11 protein-coding genes and 2 pseudogenes are annotated in these 18331 nt (G+C 38.7%); 10 read left to right on the forward strand and 3 right to left on the reverse strand.

Annotation, left to right across the window (positions count from 1 at the left end; all coding sequences use genetic code 11):
- Nucleotides 1-286 precede the first annotated feature (286 nt).
- Nucleotides 287-3012 (reverse strand): annotated as a pseudogene (gene acnA / locus ACLKL2_RS13815) (aconitate hydratase AcnA).
- Nucleotides 3013-3804: 792 nt separating this feature from the next.
- Between acnA and ACLKL2_RS13820 the strand changes: the two are divergent.
- Genes ACLKL2_RS13820 through ACLKL2_RS13845 form a run of 6 tightly spaced genes read left to right on the forward strand, consistent with a single transcriptional unit; the run spans nt 3805 to nt 9599 of the window.
- Nucleotides 3805-6600: a monovalent cation/H+ antiporter subunit A gene (locus tag ACLKL2_RS13820; RefSeq protein ID WP_413692158.1), complete on the forward strand. Its 2796-nt coding sequence runs from the start codon at nt 3805-3807 to the stop codon at nt 6598-6600.
- Complete coding sequence (locus ACLKL2_RS13825) at nt 6600-6950, forward strand: Na+/H+ antiporter subunit C (RefSeq protein ID WP_113818470.1); 351 nt, start codon at nt 6600-6602, stop codon at nt 6948-6950. The genes ACLKL2_RS13820 and ACLKL2_RS13825 overlap by 1 nt, the downstream gene beginning before the upstream one ends.
- Nucleotides 6950-8461: a monovalent cation/H+ antiporter subunit D gene (locus ACLKL2_RS13830; protein ID WP_113818471.1), complete on the forward strand. Its 1512-nt coding sequence runs from the start codon at nt 6950-6952 to the stop codon at nt 8459-8461. Before ACLKL2_RS13825 ends, ACLKL2_RS13830 begins: the two co-directional genes overlap by 1 nt.
- Nucleotides 8461-8961 (forward strand): Na+/H+ antiporter subunit E, encoded by a 501-nt coding sequence (locus ACLKL2_RS13835; protein ID WP_413692159.1) that lies wholly within the window; start codon nt 8461-8463, stop codon nt 8959-8961. The genes ACLKL2_RS13830 and ACLKL2_RS13835 overlap by 1 nt, the downstream gene beginning before the upstream one ends.
- Complete coding sequence (locus ACLKL2_RS13840) at nt 8955-9224, forward strand: K+/H+ antiporter subunit F (RefSeq protein WP_113818473.1); 270 nt, start codon at nt 8955-8957, stop codon at nt 9222-9224. The genes ACLKL2_RS13835 and ACLKL2_RS13840 overlap by 7 nt, the downstream gene beginning before the upstream one ends.
- Before the next feature lie 9 nt (nt 9225-9233).
- Nucleotides 9234-9599, forward strand: a complete 366-nt coding sequence (locus ACLKL2_RS13845; RefSeq protein WP_413692160.1) for a Na+/H+ antiporter subunit G — start codon at nt 9234-9236, stop codon at nt 9597-9599.
- Between the two features lie 156 nt (nt 9600-9755).
- Here the strand turns inward: ACLKL2_RS13845 and ACLKL2_RS13850 are convergent, their stop codons facing one another.
- Nucleotides 9756-10655, reverse strand: a complete 900-nt coding sequence (locus tag ACLKL2_RS13850; RefSeq protein WP_413692162.1) for a LysR family transcriptional regulator — start codon at nt 10653-10655, stop codon at nt 9756-9758.
- Between the two features lie 179 nt (nt 10656-10834).
- Here ACLKL2_RS13850 and ACLKL2_RS13855 point away from each other — a divergent pair, with 179 nt between their 5' ends.
- The 3 genes and pseudogenes from ACLKL2_RS13855 (at nt 10835) to ACLKL2_RS13865 (ending at nt 15954) form a co-directional block, all read left to right on the forward strand.
- Nucleotides 10835-12118, forward strand: a complete 1284-nt coding sequence (locus ACLKL2_RS13855; protein ID WP_413692163.1) for an aminotransferase class V-fold PLP-dependent enzyme — start codon at nt 10835-10837, stop codon at nt 12116-12118.
- A gap of 167 nt (nt 12119-12285) precedes the next feature.
- Nucleotides 12286-13274, forward strand: a pseudogene (locus tag ACLKL2_RS13860) (TAXI family TRAP transporter solute-binding subunit).
- Between the two features lie 64 nt (nt 13275-13338).
- Nucleotides 13339-15954 (forward strand): TRAP transporter permease, encoded by a 2616-nt coding sequence (locus ACLKL2_RS13865; protein ID WP_413692164.1) that lies wholly within the window; start codon nt 13339-13341, stop codon nt 15952-15954.
- Nucleotides 15955-16161: 207 nt separating this feature from the next.
- Here ACLKL2_RS13865 and ACLKL2_RS13870 read toward each other — a convergent pair whose 3' ends face one another.
- On the reverse strand, nt 16162-17058 hold the full coding sequence (locus tag ACLKL2_RS13870; RefSeq protein ID WP_413692165.1) for a LysR family transcriptional regulator: 897 nt from the start codon (nt 17056-17058) through the stop codon (nt 16162-16164).
- 159 nt (nt 17059-17217) lie between these two features.
- Between ACLKL2_RS13870 and ACLKL2_RS13875 the strand changes: the two genes are divergently transcribed.
- Nucleotides 17218-18144, forward strand: a complete 927-nt coding sequence (locus ACLKL2_RS13875) for a DMT family transporter (RefSeq protein WP_413692166.1) — start codon at nt 17218-17220, stop codon at nt 18142-18144.
- The last annotated feature ends 187 nt before the right edge of the window (nt 18145-18331 follow it).

Consider the following 18331-nt stretch of genomic DNA (forward strand, 5'->3'; position numbering starts at 1 on the left):
CTATCCTGCACAAATTATTAGCCATGCAGTTTGGCTTTATCATCGTTTTAACTTTACCTTTCGAGGCGTTATACCAATCATACTAAGTAACTGATCTATTTTACTTGTTAAAATAACTGACGCCTTCGTTGTCATTTTCGCTAATAGAACAACTATTAAAGCTCTCCGATAGACGATTAACGAAGTTAATCGTCGAAAGGCTTAAATGACGCCTTGAACTAAGCCATTTTTCCTGCGCAAAATTGAGATCACTTATTTAATGCAATTGGTATAAATTTGTAATAGATCAAAGCAGTGATCTCATGACATATTGAAGTATCCCACCATGACGGAAGTATTCGAACTCATTAGGAGTATCAATACGAATATCAGCGTCAAAGGAAATAACCTCTCCATTTGCTTTGGTTACATTCACAGTGACTTGTTTTTGTTCTGCTGTAATCGCTTCAATTGAAAAAGATTCAGTGCCGTCTAAGTTATATTTTTCAGCACCTTCCCCTTTTTGAATTGTAACGGCAATATACCCATACCGATTAGATTCGAGCGATGGATACGTTCATAGGTCTCTGCAATGGTTGCTTTTACGCCAAGTAATAAAGGCCCTTTTGCAGCCCAATCGCGAGAACTACCAGTACCGTATTCTTTACCTGCAATGACGACCGTTGGTATTTTATTAGCTGTGTATTGTTGTGCCGCTGCAAATACGGTCATTTGCTTGCCTTCAGGTTGATAAGTGGTAAATCCGCCTTCTGTACCTGGTGCAAGTTGGTTTTTTAATCTGACGTTAGCGAATGTGCCGCGCATCATTACTTCATGATTACCGCGTCTTGAGCCATAAGAGTTAAAGTCTTTTGCTTGTACTTGGTTTTCAACAAGGTATTTAGCTGCTGGCGTATCTTTACCGATAGAACCGGCAGGGGAGATGTGATCCGTTGTCACACTGTCACCGAGTTTTAATAAACAACGTGCATTTTCAATGGCTTTTACTGGCTCTGGTTGTACTTTCATGTTGTCAAAAAAGCTTGGTTTTTTAACATAGGTACTTGTTGGCCAGTTATAAATATCGCTATCAACGGTTTCAAGGTTTTTCCAGCTATCGCCACCGTCATACACTGAACCATATTTATCTGAAAACATTTTTTTATTAACCACACGAGTGACAATGTCTTGTATTTCTTGCTGCTCTGGCCAAATGTCTTTTAAGTAAACAGGGGCACCATCATGGCTAATCCCTAAGGGTTCATTAGCTATATCCATTTTCATGTTACCTGCTAAAGCGTAAGCAACAACAAGTGGTGGTGACGCTAGGTAATTGGCTTTCACATCTGGGTGGATACGTCCCTCAAAGTTTCGGTTTCCGGATAATACTGACGTAACGGTTAAATCATTTTCTTGTATGGCATTACTTATTGGATCCGCTAGTGGACCTGAATTACCAATACAGGTTGTACAACCATACCCAACTAAATTGAAACCCAGTTTATTCAGCTCTTTTGATAAACCTGCACTATTTAAATATTCAGTCACGACTTGTGAGCCAGGCGCAAAGCTAGTTTTTACCCAAGGCTTAACGGTTAATCCTAATGCATTGGCTTTTTGAGCGAGTAATGCGGCAGCAACCAATACCGATGGGTTTGATGTGTTTGTACAACTGGTGATGGCTGCGATTACCACAGCACCTTCGTGTAGCTCTATATCTTCTCCCTCTAGGTGATAAGAAGCGGATGTTTTGGGGGCCATATCTATTGAGCCAATATTTTCAGTACCACCTTCATCATCAAAGCGTTTTTTCTGTTTTTCTGCTGGAATGATTGTTAGCTCATTTTGTTGCTTTATCCAGTTTTTAAAAGCGGGGGCTGCTTGGTCTAAATCAATTCTATCTTGTGGGCGTTTAGGGCCTGCAATCGCAGGTACCACTTGCTCTAAATCGAGGCTGACTTGGGCGTGGTACTCAGCCTTTTGTTGTGACTCACTTCCCCACATACCTTGTGCTTTTGCATAGGCTTCTATGATATCGATTTGTTCTTGGCTTCTACCCGTTAACTCGAGGTATTTTGATGTTTGTTGGTCAATTGGGAATAGACCACAGGTTGCACCATACTCTGGTGACATATTGGCAATCGTTGCGCGGTCAGCGACGGTTAAGTGTTGTATGCCTGAGCCAAAGAATTCGACAAATTTGCCAACTACGCCATGTGCTCTTAATTTTTCAGTAACAGCTAACACTAAGTCTGTTGCTGTTGCACCTGCAGGTAACTTACCGGTTAATTCCATGCCGACTACTTCTGGAATTAACATGGTGACTGGCTGACCCAGCATCGCGGCTTCAGCTTCTATACCGCCAACACCCCAGCCTAATACACCTAGTCCATTGATCATGGTGGTATGGGAATCGGTCCCAACTAGCGTATCGGGATATAACAGGGGAGTATCATGTTGGTCATCTACAAAGGTAACTCTTGCTAAGTACTCTAAATTAACTTGATGCACGATGCCTTTACCCGGCGGTACAACTTTAAAGTTATCAAATGCACTTTGTCCCCATTTTAAAAACTGATAACGCTCTTTATTTCGAGCGACTTCAATTTCAGTATTTTTTTCAAAGGAGTCTGCTTTACCAAATTCATCGACCATAATGGAGTGGTCTATGACTAGGTCGACAGGTTTTAACGGATTGATTTTATTTGCATCGCCACCTAGTTCTAGCATTGCATTACGCATTGCCGCTAAATCAACAACAGCCGGAACACCAGTAAAGTCTTGTAAGATTACACGTGATGGGACAAATGCAATTTCTGTATCAAGTGCCGCTTTAGTATCCCACTGAGATAAGGCTTTAATATCATCTTCTTGCACATACAGTTGTTCACTGTGGCGGAGTAAATTTTCTAATAAAATTTTTGCAGTTAAAGGGAGTCGATTAATGTCAATATCTAAGCTTGATAAGTCGAAATAGTTATAATCTTTACCATTAACCGTCAAGTTTGATAAGTATTTGTTTGATGATGTCACTTTACTCTCCTTAAAATGCTTTTTTGTAAAATTCAATCTAGTTGTGATTAGATGATGTCTGATTACTTATTGAGAACTCTTATCTACCTATAATTTAACTATGTAATAAAAAGACTAGCACCAATTGCCATTAATCATCGGTCTAACAGAACACTTACGAGTAAGCCTGCTTGTTTACTTTGAGACCTGTTATTTGAATGACTAATCCATCACTTTTTTACGTTCGCTACAGAGATATGAGCAATCACTGTGCCAGGATAATAAAAGCGCTTTATAGCATTATGGGAAAAGTGGGGAATGTTTTAATTATCAATAAAATAGGGAGTGTTCATTTACTGACATAAATCAGGAAATAATTTAAAATTTAATACAGCGGGTATTGTTCGTGTAAGCTTTACTTGAATGGTTATAAATTTTACACACTTAATTATTTTTTAATTTGCTTGAAAGACTCTGGATTTAGCGAGTACATCTAATTTTTTTAATTGATTCACTCAGTTGCCAGACCAAGTGCTCACATAAAATTTCAACTATGACACTGCTAATTTCCATGACTATCTGGATATTAAACATCCTTGACTGGCTTCTTCAGAGTACAATTAGCATAAGTAAAGCATCAAAAAATGTCGCGCTAGAAAAGATTATGGAGGTTGTAGCTTAAACATAAAAATAGAAGTCTATAATAATCAACTATTTAATGTTCTTTGACATAATAAGGCATTGATTTTTTACCCATTAATCACTATCGTAGATTGAAAATACCAACCACTTAGCTAACGGAGCTTCGCTTAAATGTATTATTTCTGGGTGCCATTTTTACCCATGTTCGGGATACTTGTTCCCTTACTAACCAATAAACTTAATCGTAGTGCTTGTACGTTGGCTACCGCGTTGTTGCCTGCTCTTGCCTTGTGCTTGATTTTTCTTGATTTACCCGCGGTGTTAGCTGGAGAATCTTTTAGTAAGAGTGTTGAGTGGATCCCTCAATTAGGGCTCTCGTTATCATTCCGGCTTGATGGTTTAGCTGCTTTATTTAGTATATTGATCCTAGGGATTGGTTTACTGGTTATTTTATATGCACGTTATTATTTATCTGAAAAAGATAATATGGGGCATTTTTATAGCTATTTGATTATGTTTATGACAGCAATGCTCGGTATTGTTATGTCAAACAACATGCTTCAACTCTGGTTTTATTGGGAGTTGACCAGTATTAGTTCATTCTTGTTGATCGGCTTTTGGTCTCATAATAGTAATGCGCGTAAAGGGGCTAGAATGGCTCTGACTATTACTGGTGCTGGCGGTTTAGCGTTATTGGCTGGGATCATATTATTAGGTCAAGTGGTTGGCAGTTATGAATTAGATGTGGTCTTGAACAGTGGCGAATTGGTAAAACAAAGCCCTTATTATATTGCTATTTTAAGCCTATTTTTAATTGGTGCATTTACTAAGTCAGCTCAATTTCCATTCCACTTTTGGTTACCTCATGCGATGGCTGCACCGACGCCAGTTAGTGCTTACTTACATTCTGCAACTATGGTTAAAGCGGGTATATTTTTATTAGCGCGTTTCTATCCAGTGTTAGCGGGTACAGAAACGTGGTTTGTGGTGGTTTCTTTAACGGGTCTATGTACTTTGTTATTGGGAGCTTATACCGCTTTATTTAAACATGATTTAAAAGGCTTATTAGCCTACTCGACTATTAGCCATCTTGGTTTAATTGTATTGCTATTAGGTTTAAATACCGAATTAGCCGCCATTGCAGCAATATTTCATATTATGAATCATGCCGTTTTTAAAGCGTCGTTATTTATGGCTGCAGGTATTATTGACCACGAGTCCGGTTCGCGTGATATGCGTAAAATTAATGGGTTATGGAAGTACATGCCGATTACCGCAACGTTAGCCATGGTGGCATCTGCTTCGATGGCCGGTGTGCCGCTATTGAATGGATTTTTATCTAAAGAGATGTTCTTTGCGGAAACGCTAGAACAAAGCATCTTAGGAGCTATGTCTTGGTTAATTCCTGTATTAGCGACGATTGCTGGCGCTTTCTCTGTCGCTTATTCGTTACGTTTCATTCACGATGTATTCTTTAATGGGGAGCCAAAAGGGTTACCTAAGACTCCCCATGAGCCACCTCGTTATATGCGTGTTCCTGTGGAAATTTTAGTGGCTATTTGTTTGTTAGTAGGTATCTTCCCTAATTACACTATTGGTCCAATGCTTCAAAGCACGTCGTTAGCAGTACTTAACCATGAGTTACCTGAATATAGCCTCTCCATTTGGCATGGCTTTAATCTGGCTCTATTAATGAGTGGATTAGCGATTGTTGGTGGTGCCGCTATTTATCTTAACCGTAAACATTTATTCAAGTTTTCAGGAATGTTCCCAGATATTGACGCAAAATTGGTTTTTGAACGTTTTATTCAGACCTGTGTTATGTATGCACAAAAGATAAACATGAAACTGGAGACAGGCTCCTTACAACGTTATGCATTTGGTCTATGTTTGTTTGCATTACTACTGATTGCGCCACCTTTATTCGACTTAGATACAACCAGAGGAAGTTTAGCTGGTACCCCTATCAATAGTGCTGTGGTAGTTGCTGCGATTTTGATCATTGCTGGGTCGCTAGCCACTATTATTTGGAGTCATTACCGTCTTATTGCATTATTAATGTTGTCGTTAGTGGGGCTAGTAGTATCGATAACTTTTGCTTATTTCTCAGCACCTGACTTAGCGCTTACTCAGCTGTCGGTTGAGATTGTTACGGTGATCTTGTTGTTACTTTCACTTTATTTCTTCCCACAACAAACACCAACCAGTAAAAGTCGACCTAGTCATTTTGTGCGTGACTTTACCGTAGCATCATTTATTGGCTGTATTATTGGTAGTATTTGTTTTGCTTTAATGACTCATCCTCTAGATAGTATTTCTGCGTACTTCTTAGATAATGCAAAAATCGGCGGTGGCGGTACTAATGTCGTGAACGTTATCCTGGTTGATTTCCGTGGTTTTGATACTTTTGGTGAAATAACGGTGCTAGGGATCGCTGCATTAGGTATTCACAAATTGATTGCGCGTATGCGTTTATCTATGCGTACCAAAGACTATGCTGGTCGTCTCTGGGCGAAAGAGAAGTACCCTGTGTTATTACTGGTTGTTTCACAAAGTTTACTACCGCTATTTTTACTTATCTCTGCTTATATCTTTATGCGTGGACACAACTTACCCGGTGGTGGTTTCATTGCCGGTTTGATTACATCTATTGCATTAATACAACAATACCTTGCACACGGTGTTGATTGGATGGCAAAAAGAGTGAGCATTAGTTACCACTATATGATTGCGACTGGATTAAGCATCGCCGGCTTAACTGGTTTAGGTAGCTGGTTCTTTGAACGCCCATTTTTAACGTCTTGGTTTGATTACGTCTCTTTACCTTGGATAGGTAAGTTTGAGCTCGCGAGTGCATTGGTCTTTGATATTGGGGTTTACTTTACCGTGATCGGTGCAACATTGCTGATATTAGCGAGCTTAGGGAAGTTAACCACGACAGAACGACTCACAGTAGGAGAAAGATAATGGAATTAGTCTATGCAATTTGTGTTGGCTTCATGAGTGCATGTGGCATCTTTTTAATGCTGCGTGGCCATACCTTTACCTTGGTTATTGGGCTTACTTTATTATCTTATGCGGTTAACTTATTCCTATTTGCGAGTGGTGGTTTAACCATAGGGGCACCTGCGGTATTGAACAGCAGTGAAAATTATGCAGATCCTTTACCACAGGCATTAGTACTTACGGCCATTGTTATTGGTTTTGCTATGACTGCTTTTGCGGTGATTTTAGCGATGCGCGGCCGTGCAGATTTAGGCAGTGACCATGTCGATGGAACAGAGCCTTTTGATCCTTTATCTGAGGAAAAATCCTAATGAGTTTGTTTGACCATTTAGTAATCTTTCCAGTACTAATTCCTTTTATTGTGGCGGTTGTTTTGCTGTTTCCAAGCCTCAATAATTCTTTGAATAAACAGCGTGTAGTGAGTATCACTGCGAATATTTTAATGATCGTGGTTGCTTTTTCACTGTTATTTAAAGTTCAGGAACAAGGTATCCAAGTATATGCGCTTGGTGATTGGTCCGCTCCTTTTGGTATTGTATTAGTGGCTGATCTATTTTCAGTATTACTGGTTTGTTTAAGTGCCATTTTAGGCTTAGCGGTGACGCTATATGCAAGTGCTGGGGAAGATAAAATAGGCGCCTTTTTCCATTCGCTTATCATGTTCCAATTGATGGGGATTAACGGTGCATTTTTAACGGGCGATGCCTTTAATTTATTTGTATTTTTTGAAGTGTTATTAATCGCTTCTTACTCATTGATGATACATGGCGGCGGCAAGCAAAAGACACAGGCTAACATTCATTATGTGTTTCTTAACTTGATTGGCTCATCGCTATTTCTATTTGCACTGGGGACCTTATACGGCACCTTAGGAACACTTAATTTTGCTGATATGGCTGATAAAGTCCCGTTGTTATCGGATAACGAGTTACTGATTGCTAAGTCAGGGGCTTTATTGCTATTAGCAGTGTTTGGCTTGAAAGCGGCGATGCTTCCTGTGCACTTTTGGCTACCTAAAGCCTACTCATCTACAAGTACGTCAGTGGCCGCTTTATTCGCTATTATGACCAAAGTGGGTGTGTATAGCATTTGGCGAGTACATGGGGCTATATTTGGCGACCAAGCAGGCGAGTTGGCTAACATAGCCTTGCCGTGGTTGTGGCCGATCGCCTTGTTAACTATTGCTGCAGGCACGATTGCGGTACTCGCGAGCAAAAGTTTAAAAGTACTTTGTAGTAACCTAGTGATTGTCTCTGTGGGTACGTTACTAGTGACTATTAGTTTGAATACCGTGCAGGCTGCTTCAGCGGGGATTTATTACTTAATACACAGTACCATCGCTTGTGCGGCAATGTTCTTGCTCGCTGGTTTAATTCAGCAACAACGTGGCCAAGCAGAAGACCGTTTTGTTGCCGCGAGAGCAATGCCACAAGCTGGTGTGTTAGGCTTCATCTTTGCTCTGTTAGCTATTGCTTTAATTGGTATGCCGCCATTATCTGGTTTTGTGGGTAAAGCATTAATCTTACAATCAGTCACTGACGCAAGCCAAGCCATGTGGGTGTACCCATTCATACTGCTGGGAGGCTTAGTGGCTATTATCGCCCTGTCACGTGCGGGTACGTCACTGTTTTGGCGAAGCAATGGTGAAAACACCAGTGCAATAAAAGGTCATCCAATGCAATATATTGCTATTGGTTTATTAGTCGCGATTCTGCCTTTGATGGTTATTTTTGGTGGGACTGTCACTGACTATACACAATTAGCTGCAGAACAACTTAAAACAGGTTTAAGTTTACAACAACTTAACGAGGTCGCTAAATAATGGATAAAGTACGTAAATTCGTTTGGTTTCCTACACCTTACCACAGCGTCCTATTATGGCTCGTTTGGCAAATATTGCATGACTTCAGTCGCGGGCATATGGTGTTGGGAGCGATATTTGCCATCGTGATCCCTTGGATTGTTGCACCGCTGAGTGAAGAGTCAGCCGTCGCCAAAAAACCTATTAAGGTATTGAGCTATACGTTTCGTTTACTGATTGATATTGCCGTCTCAAATTACGATGTTGCGAAGCGTGTATTACAAAGTAATCGCAATTTAAAGCCTGCTTTTATTGTTGTACCTTTAGATATTAAAGAACCTGTGCCACTGACTATTTTTACCAGCAGTGTGTCATTAACACCAGGTACGGTAAGTGTTGAGTTATCTGAAGATAGAAAGTGGTTATATGTGCATGTGTTGCATCTTGAAGATGAGCAGGCGCTAATTGAACTTATCAAAGCTCGTTACGAAGCACCGTTAAAGGAGATTTTTGGATGTTAACATACGCGATATTGATTGCTTGTGCGTTACTTTGTTGTGCTTTAGCATTAAATGCATGGCGCCTCATCATTGGTCCGTCAACGCCAGATAGAATTATTGCCGTTGATACTATGTATATTAATAGTATTGCGCTGATCATCTTATTAGGGCTTCATCAAGGCTCTGCTATTTATTACGAAAGTGCATTATTAATTGCGCTACTTGGTTTTGTAAGTACTTCTGCTTTTTGTAAGTACTTATTACGTGGCGATATTATCGAGTAAGGGAAGTAAATGACTGTATTTTTAGAAGTCGTGGTGAGTGCTTTATTAGTATTTGGTGCCGTTGTTATGCTAATCGGCTCGATTGGTTTAGCAAAACTGCCAGATTACTTTACGCGTTTACATGCACCGACAAAAGCTAGCACATTAGGCGTTGCTTGTATCTTAGTCGCATCGATGATCTTTTTCAGTATTCAACTGGGTCACGTCAACTTAAAAGAAGTATTAATCAGTATGTTTTTGTTGATTACTGCGCCTGTTGCCGCGCATATGCTTGGCAAAGCAGGCTTACACTACAAAGTAAAAATGACTGATAGTACTCAGAACCAGCATTTAGCTAAAAAAGCTTACTTACAACAGCATCCTGAGGATAAGTAGCTCATTTTTCTTTAAGAATATAATTGTAAGTAACGTATTATCGATCATCTCGAGACGGATTTTTGTAATAGATACAGGTTAGCTTTATTGATTTTTTTGTTTTCCTGTAATAACTGGATAATCCCCATAAACTATTTATTTATCATTTTAAGGGGATTATTTAATACTATTAAGGAATTGCTCGGTTTTCATATAACTTTCAAGAGCCTTTGAAAACTGCTTAATAGTTTTTATTTTGCTAGGTTTAGGGTTTCTGTTAAATACATGATAACAAGCATACTCCGGCGGCTCAGTAGAAAGCTCTGAGATTTTAACAGGATGAATCTTTTCGAACTTTCTAGCTATCCATACCGGTACTATTGCCCACTTTTCCTTCAGATCAAACATAGTGAATAGCAACGATACGGTATCAACACTAGAATACTCACTTTGATCATGTTCCCACCAAAAGTTATGCCATATTTCATATTCAGGTATGTAAGAAAAGAGTATTTCATCCGAGGTTTTTAAATCATGAGGATGCACTTCTTCCGGATATTTTGAAGATATCGATGAAATAACCACACCTCTAGACTTAAATAAAGGAGTGGCAATGGCATTCGGATATTTCAATGAATTAAGAGTGAATCCAATGTCAATCTGATTACTTTCAATTAAGTCGTAAATTGTTTTGCTCCAATGTGAACTGACATTAAGAGAAATAGCATTATTACTATTGATGATATCTTTATAAAGGCTAGAAAAAACACAGGTATTTAAACTATCAATACTTGCTAGTTTTAAATTCATTTTAGATTCTTGAAGAGTCCAAAGCTTGGTCTCGTTGTTCAGGGTTTTCCATCGAGTCGCGATCTCAATAAACTCCTCACCTTTTAACGTTAAACTGACAAACTTCTCCCCTCGTGAACGAATCAATAATTCACAGCCTAGGGTTTCCTCTAAAGCGTTTATTCGATGGCTAACCGCTGATTGTGAAATAAAGAGATTCTTAGCTGCTATAGATAGATTTTTTGTTTCAGTAATCATCAAAAAAGTTTCAATCTGCTCAATATTCATTAGTTATCTCAAATAGTTAAATATTAATAATATGAATGTATAAATGCAATTTAATTCATTATTTTAATATTTAAAAAGTTGATAGATTTAAATGCGTACAAAAGTTGTCTATCTAATAGGCTACTAGCAGGGGAAATATCGGCTTAATTAGCGTTTTAAAAGCGTGAAGGAAAATCATAATGAAAAGCAATATAGAGCAAGGTGAGTTTTTTACTGACTCACTTTTAAAAGAAATTAAAGAAAAATTTTATCATGTAGATATCGATCCAATACAAAATAAAAAAAGAATATTTTTCGATAATTCTGGTGGTGCTTTTCGGCTTAAATCCGCAAGTAATAAATTTAAACAATTAGATGAGTTACCGGACTGTCCTGAACATGGTAATAAGACTGCGACATGGCTGATGGATATACAAAAGGAAGGTTATAGATCAATTGAAACTATGCTCAATTTTGACACCGGTAGTATTGTAACGTCCTACACAGCTTCAATGGTTATGTTTGATATGGTTAGGTTAGTAATGGAGAAGATTCCTGGCGGCAACGTAGTGACTACCATGCTGGAGCATCCTTCTGCTTATGATGCAATGGTCTTTTATGCTGAAAAAAATGGCAAAGAACTCAGAGTTGCTAAAACCAATCCTTTAACTGGTGGTGTTGATGTTGAAGAAGTGACAAAGTTGATTGATGAAGATACCTGCTTATTAACATTTATGTATGCATCAAATGTGTCTGGTGCACTATTAGACGAAGAAAAAATTGTTGAACAGGCAAGAAAGATTAAGCCGGATCTCTATATCGTTGCTGATGCCGTTCAACATGCTCCACATGGCATTATTGACGTTACTAAAGTACCGGTTGATGGTATTAATTTTGCTCCTTATAAATTTTTTGGTCCACGTGGTTTTGGCGTGGGTTATGTGTCAGAAAGACTCTCGAAAATTCCCCACAATAAGTTAATCGCTAAGCCGCAAGATTGTTGGCAGCTTGGTAGTCCTGCACCTGCACATTTTGCTGCACTCACCGAAGTGGTTAATTATGTTTGTTGGATAGGCGAGCAGTTTAATACTTCAAACAATAGAAGATCACTTTTTGTTGAAGGGATGGAACGGATAAAGCTGCATGAAAGAGCCCTGATGAATGCGATGTTAGAAGGGACAGAAAATATAGAAGGTCTTAGATATATCGAAGGCGTTCATGCCTATTTAGACTATAAAGACTTAACCAAGAAAGATTTCATTATGGCAATTGGCTTTGACAATATCGAGTATAAAAAGGCAGTAGAGATGTATGAAGAGTTAGGCATTATTGCTTTTGAACGTCTTTTATCAAGCCCTTATTCATCAAGGATGCTGGAATCATTTAATCTAAAGGGCGCAATCCGCGTATCACCAATTCACTGTCACAATCTTCAGGATATAGAAGCGTTTTTAATAGCGACTAAAGCACTCTGCAATCACTGATATTTATTCAGGCAATATTCTATAACTTCTCGGTTCTAAGTTATCAGTTGTAAATAGTTAACTGATGGTAATACCAAAGAAGTTTGGGATTCATTCTAGAGAAAATTCTAGAGATTTTAAAAAGCACAAACATCAATTTTGAACATCTATTTTAAGGATAAAATGTTATGTCTAGAAAAAGTAAACTTGCAAAACTATTTATACCATCTGTTATTGGTTTAGCTGCTTCATTTAGTTCTACGGTTATTAGTGCAGAGCAAACCTATGTAAAAATAGGCACGGGAGGACAAACAGGTGTTTATTATGTTGCTGGTCAGTCTATATGTCGTCTAGTTAATAAGGGGACAGATGATCACGGTATAAAATGTACTGCTCCATCAACGGGGGGTCTGTTGCTAATATAAATGCTGTTCGTCAAGGCCAGTTAGATTTTGGTGTAGCACAATCAGATTGGCAGTCATATGCTTTATCGGGTACTAAGCATACTTCCTTTATTGAACAGGGGAAATTTGAAGATCTACGCGCTCTATTTGCGCTTCATAGTGAACCATTTACTGTTGTTGCTCGTGCAGATTCAGGGGTGAAAACTTTTGATGATCTCGTTGGAAAACGTGTCAATCTTAATAATCCAGGCTCTGGTACACGCGGAACAATGGAAATTATTATGGCTGAGAAAGGTTGGACTCAAGATTCCTTCAAATTAGCTGCAGAGTTAAAATCATCGGAACAATCACAAGCACTATGTGACAATAAACTTGATGTTATTTTAGCGAATGTTGGACACCCTTCAGGCATGATCAAAGAAGCGACCACTTCTTGTGATACTAAGATCATACCAGTCACAGGACCTGTTATTGATAAGCTTATTTCCGAGAATGATTTTTACGCACCAGCGATTATTAAAGGTGGCCTTTATAACGGTAATGATAGTGATGTAAAAACCTTTGGTAATGCAGCGACTATGGTGACCTCTGCAAAAATTGATGACGAAGTTGTTTATCAAATGGTGAAAGCGGTATTTGATAACTTCAAAAACTTTAAACGCTTACACCCTGCCTTCGCAAACTTAGACCCAAAAACAATGATCACCGATGGTTTATCTGCTCCATTACATGCAGGTGCTGTTCGTTATTATAAAGAACGTGGTTGGATGTAATCTAACGATTTCATTAAGAGATGCTTTTGCATCTCTTTTTTATTCTAACTTTTTAGGAGCTTATATGATCAGTCCACCTAAACAACCGACAGAAATGGATGATAAAGCACTTCAACACATGGTCGCTGCAAACGATACTGGTGCACGTATTCCACAAGGGTGGCAAGGAATTTTATTACTTGGAACTGCTCTTGTATGGTCATTGTTTCAGTTATGGATAGCATCACCTCTTCCTTTTTATGATTGGCCAATTATTGGTAGTTTTGGTATTTTTAATGATACTGAAGTACGAGCAATACATTTAGGGTTTGCGATTTTTTTAGCCTTTACTGCATTTCCTGCCACCTCTCGATCCCCGCAATATAGAGTACCTTTAAGCGATATGGTATTTAGCCTTATTGCTGCTTTTTGTGCATCTTATCTATTCACATTTTATGACCAACTTGTAACACGACCTAGCTTGCCTAACACACAAGACTTAGTTGTATCTGTTATTGGTATTGTACTTTTACTTGAAGCAACTCGACGGACACTTGGCCCACCGTTGATGGTCGTGGCGATTATATTTTTAGCTTATTCCGTCGCTGGTCCTTACATGCCAGAAATAATTGCTCACAAAGGCGTAACATTAAAAGAGCTTGTTAACCACCAGTGGCTAACCACTGAAGGTGTTTTTGGTATTGCTGTAGGCGTATCGTCTAATTTTGTTTTTTTGTTTGTTTTATTTGGCGCTTTATTAGATAAAGCGGGGGCGGGTAATTACTTTATCCAAGTTGCCTTTTCTCTATTAGGTCACATGCGAGGAGGTCCTGCAAAAGCAGCTGTTGTTGCTTCTGGTCTCACAGGGTTAATTTCCGGATCTTCTATTGCCAATGTAGTAACAACAGGAACATTTACGATCCCAATGATGAAACGTGTTGGTTTTTCTTCTGAAAAAGCGGGGGCAGTTGAAGTTGCTTCGTCGGTTAATGGTCAAATTATGCCACCAGTGATGGGGGCTGCTGCATTTTTGATGGTTGAGTATGTTGGTATCAGTTATGTTGAAGTGATTACGCACGCCTTTTTGCCGGCATTAATATCCTATATAGCATTAGTTTACATCGTACATTTAGAAGCGCTCAAACTAGATATGCAGGGATTACCTCGCCGGAGTGCTGTTAAACCTTGGCATCTACGTGTGATGGGTGTATTAACTGGATTTATGGTAACCGCTGTTATTGCTGCTGCTGTTTACTTCGGTATCGGTTGGATAAAGCCGATTTTCGGGGATTATGCTGGCATCATTATTGCCGTGTTACTGAGTATCACTTATCTTTATTTACTACGCATTGCTTCTTCAGTTCCAGATTTAGTCATGGATGATCCTGATTCTCCGATATTGAAATTACCTGAAGTTGCACCAACGGTTAAATCTGGCTTACATTTCTTACTACCCGTTGTTGTACTCGTTTGGTGTTTGATGATTGAACGATTATCACCTGGATTATCCGCATTTTGGGCTACCGTGTTAATGCTGTTTATCTTAATCACACAACGACCTATTATGGCTTTCTTTCGTCAACAACAAGCTATCAATTCGCAACTACGAAGAGGTGGTAAAGAGCTAGTAGACGGCCTTATTGTCGGTGCACGTAATATGATAGGGATTGGTATTGCGACGGCGACTGCTGGGATCATTGTGGGAGCGGTTTCGCAAACCGGCGTTGGTTCAGTATTAGCGGATCTCGTTGAAATATTGTCAATGGGCAACTTATTATTAATGCTCATTTTAACGGCTGTTTTAAGCCTAATATTGGGAATGGGGTTACCAACAACAGCTAACTATATTGTTGTTTCATCTTTATTAGCGCCAGTAGTGGTTCTATTAGGCCAAGAGTCTGGTTTGATCGTCCCACTCATCGCGGTTCATTTGTTTGTCTTTTATTTCGGTATTATGGCAGATGTAACACCGCCTGTTGGACTGGCATCTTTTGCAGCTGCCGCTGTTTCAGGAGGTAATCCGATTAAAACAGGTTTTGTTGCTTTTAATTACAGTTTACGCACAGCTGCATTACCTTTTCTGTTCATTTTTAATACGGATTTATTGTTAATAGATGTTACTTGGTTAGAAGGTGTGTTTGTTTTTATTACCGCAACCATAGCTATCCTTATTTTTACCGCAGCAACGCAAGGATTTTTCCTCACTAAGAGCCGCTGGTACGAATCTTTATTGTTGTTATTGATTGCATTTTCATTATTTCGTCCAGGTTTTTGGATGGATATGATTGTTGCACCTTACCAACAATTAGCAGCCACTGAATTAGTGCAGCCAAAGTCTACTATTGAATCTGGTGCCGCAGTGCGTTTTTGGGTTGATGGAGTTGATGGTGTTGGTAATGAACGAACATTTCTTGTCACTATGACCTTAGGTCAAGGAGCTAATATTTCAGAGCGTTTAGCTGAAGTTGGCATTGAGCTAATCGATAAGGATGGAAAAATTATTGTGGACTATATTGGTTATGATAGCCCAGCAGAACAAGCCGGTTTAACCTTTGATCAAGTGATTACCTTAGTAGAAACGTCACAAATTCAACCTATTAAACAGCTTGTTTATATTCCTACGTTTATCTTGCTTGCATTGGTAGTGATGATTCAATGTCGTCGTAAACGATTATTAATAAATAACTTCAATACTGGATAAGAAAAGCGAGTCGGCAACGTTATTTATACGTATTCTGTGTTAAATCATTTTACTTATTACTTGAATTCGAGGGGTTTATATAATGCTTTGCTTCCATTAATTAGAGCTGAAGTTAAATAGCTAACCTAATGAAATAATCTGACTAGTCAATGGTCAGATTCTTCATTTTCTAAAAACCATGTACTATCCATTAGTGCTATAGATTATTTAAGAAATTTTATACCAATCTACTAATAACTTAACGACTTGTTTGCTAGCACTGTTTTTCTTTTCACTTTCTCGAGAGAGAGCAGACCAAGCAAGATCAAGCCCTTGCTGTCCCAGTTGAGTAGAGCTAACTCTTTGCGATTCAAGCGCTGCATTTACAGCCCACTTAGAGAGTATGCTCACACCTAAACCCGCACTGATTAACTCAATAATAGCGTCTGTCATTTCAACAACTTCTACTTGGTGTGGGATCACACCTGATGGTCGAATAAAACGCTCATATTCAAAACCGGGTAAGACAGTTTGACTATAAGTGTAATATTGGATCTCACTGAGATCCTTAGGATCAATAAATTTCTTGTGGCTAAGTGGGTGATCATAAGGAGTCACCAATGCCAGTTCATCGGTAAAAAGCGGGGTATTAATAATGCCAGGTGTGGCTAGATATCCGGGAGCAATTGCAATATCGACGGATCCATGTTGTAAGCTAGTAATTGGATTTTGTGTAGCAGAGGCGACTAATCTTAACTTGAGGTGACAGGCTTTCTGATTAACAAATTTAATAAAATCAGGTATCCAGTAATAACAGGAATAAGAGGCAACGCCTAAACGAACGATTTGTTTTTCTAGGTGCGCATTTTGCTCAAAATCAGCTTCGGCTCGCTCTAAGGTCGGCAGTGTTTGTAATGCAACTTGCGTGATCAAACGACCTGCTGGTGTTAATTTTAATCGACGTCCTTCTTTTTCAAAAAACTTACCGCCGATACGACGTTCAGCTTCTGCAATTCGATGGCTCAATGCAGATTGGCTAATACCGAGTGCATCTGATGCTTGAGCGACATTACCTAACTCAGAAAGTGCTTTGAGCATTTGCCAGTGTCTAATTTCTAGTTTCATAAAGTAGCCAAATAGTAGAATAAATACATGAATTACTTGCATGTATATTTGTATTAATTCACTTATATATTAATTTATTTTCGAGTATTGTCTAGCTTGTTAAAGGCGTATTTATATGGGAATGGTCTGTTTAAAACGTTAATAGGGAAATGAGTGACGATGAGTAAAGTAAGAGGCGTAAAATTGCAAATGAACGGATCTGTGATGGTTTTGTTAGCGGCTATTGGTTTTGGTTTTAATCCGCTTTTTGCACAAATTCTATTTGCCCAAGGTATGTCAGTAGAAGTTGTTACTCTTTGTCGTTTTATTTTACCTGGCGTTATTTTGTCATTTTATCTTCGAGCACCTGCAGCATTATGGCCAGAAGTTGGTCGTATGCTTATTATTGGTTTTGCTAATGCTCTAGGAGTATTAGCTTACTTTTATGCTTTGCAGAATTTAACTGCAGCTAGCGCTATATTGATCTATTACACTTATCCGTTTTTCTCCTTATTAATTGGCATTCTGATCTTCAAGCGATCGTTAAGCATCAATGCTCTATTATCTGCAGCTTTAGTATTAATAGCTGCTTCATTGGTAATAGAACCTTCGGAGTTATCTATGGAGTCAAAGTGGGCATTATTGGGCTGTTTTTTAGCTCCTATGGTTTTTGCTTTTCAAATACAATATTTAGCTAAACCTAAGCAGGATTTAATGGCGCTTAATCGAGTAGCGTGGGGTACTTTAGGGCACTTAATTGTTCTTATTCCACTGGTGATCTATACCTCTCCTAAGGTGATTCTCCCTCATGAGATAAATGGTTGGTGGGCTTTATTAGGTTTAGCATTTATTGCCGCAGCCTTACCTCAATACTTGTTTGTGATAGGGGCAGTTAAAACCAAGCCAGAGGTTATTGCTGTGTTAGGTGCGGTTGAGTTAATTGTTGCAATGCTTTCTTGTGCTGTATTTCTCGATCTACCCCTAACTAGACTTGATATAACTGCGATGTTATTAGTTATTATCGCACTTGCAATACGGCACTCCAAAAAGGCTGCAATAGTGTTGGAATCTGAGCAAAAATCCCGAGGATATACTGAGTTAGTTTAAAACCAGTTAATTTATAGTTCCTTTACCAATCAATATGTTTTTAATCAGTGTTGTTCACTCGATACCAAAACAGCTGTAAAAAGATAATACCGTTGAAATTGCTAATACTTTTAGTTTATTTTTAAGGTGTTAAGCTGTGGATTAATAGTCAAATTGACTGCCGAGTAACCTGTTGAACTCATCTTGT

Source organism: Psychromonas sp. KJ10-2 (assembly GCF_047323255.1).
Taxonomy (GTDB): Bacteria; Pseudomonadota; Gammaproteobacteria; order Enterobacterales; family Psychromonadaceae; genus Psychromonas.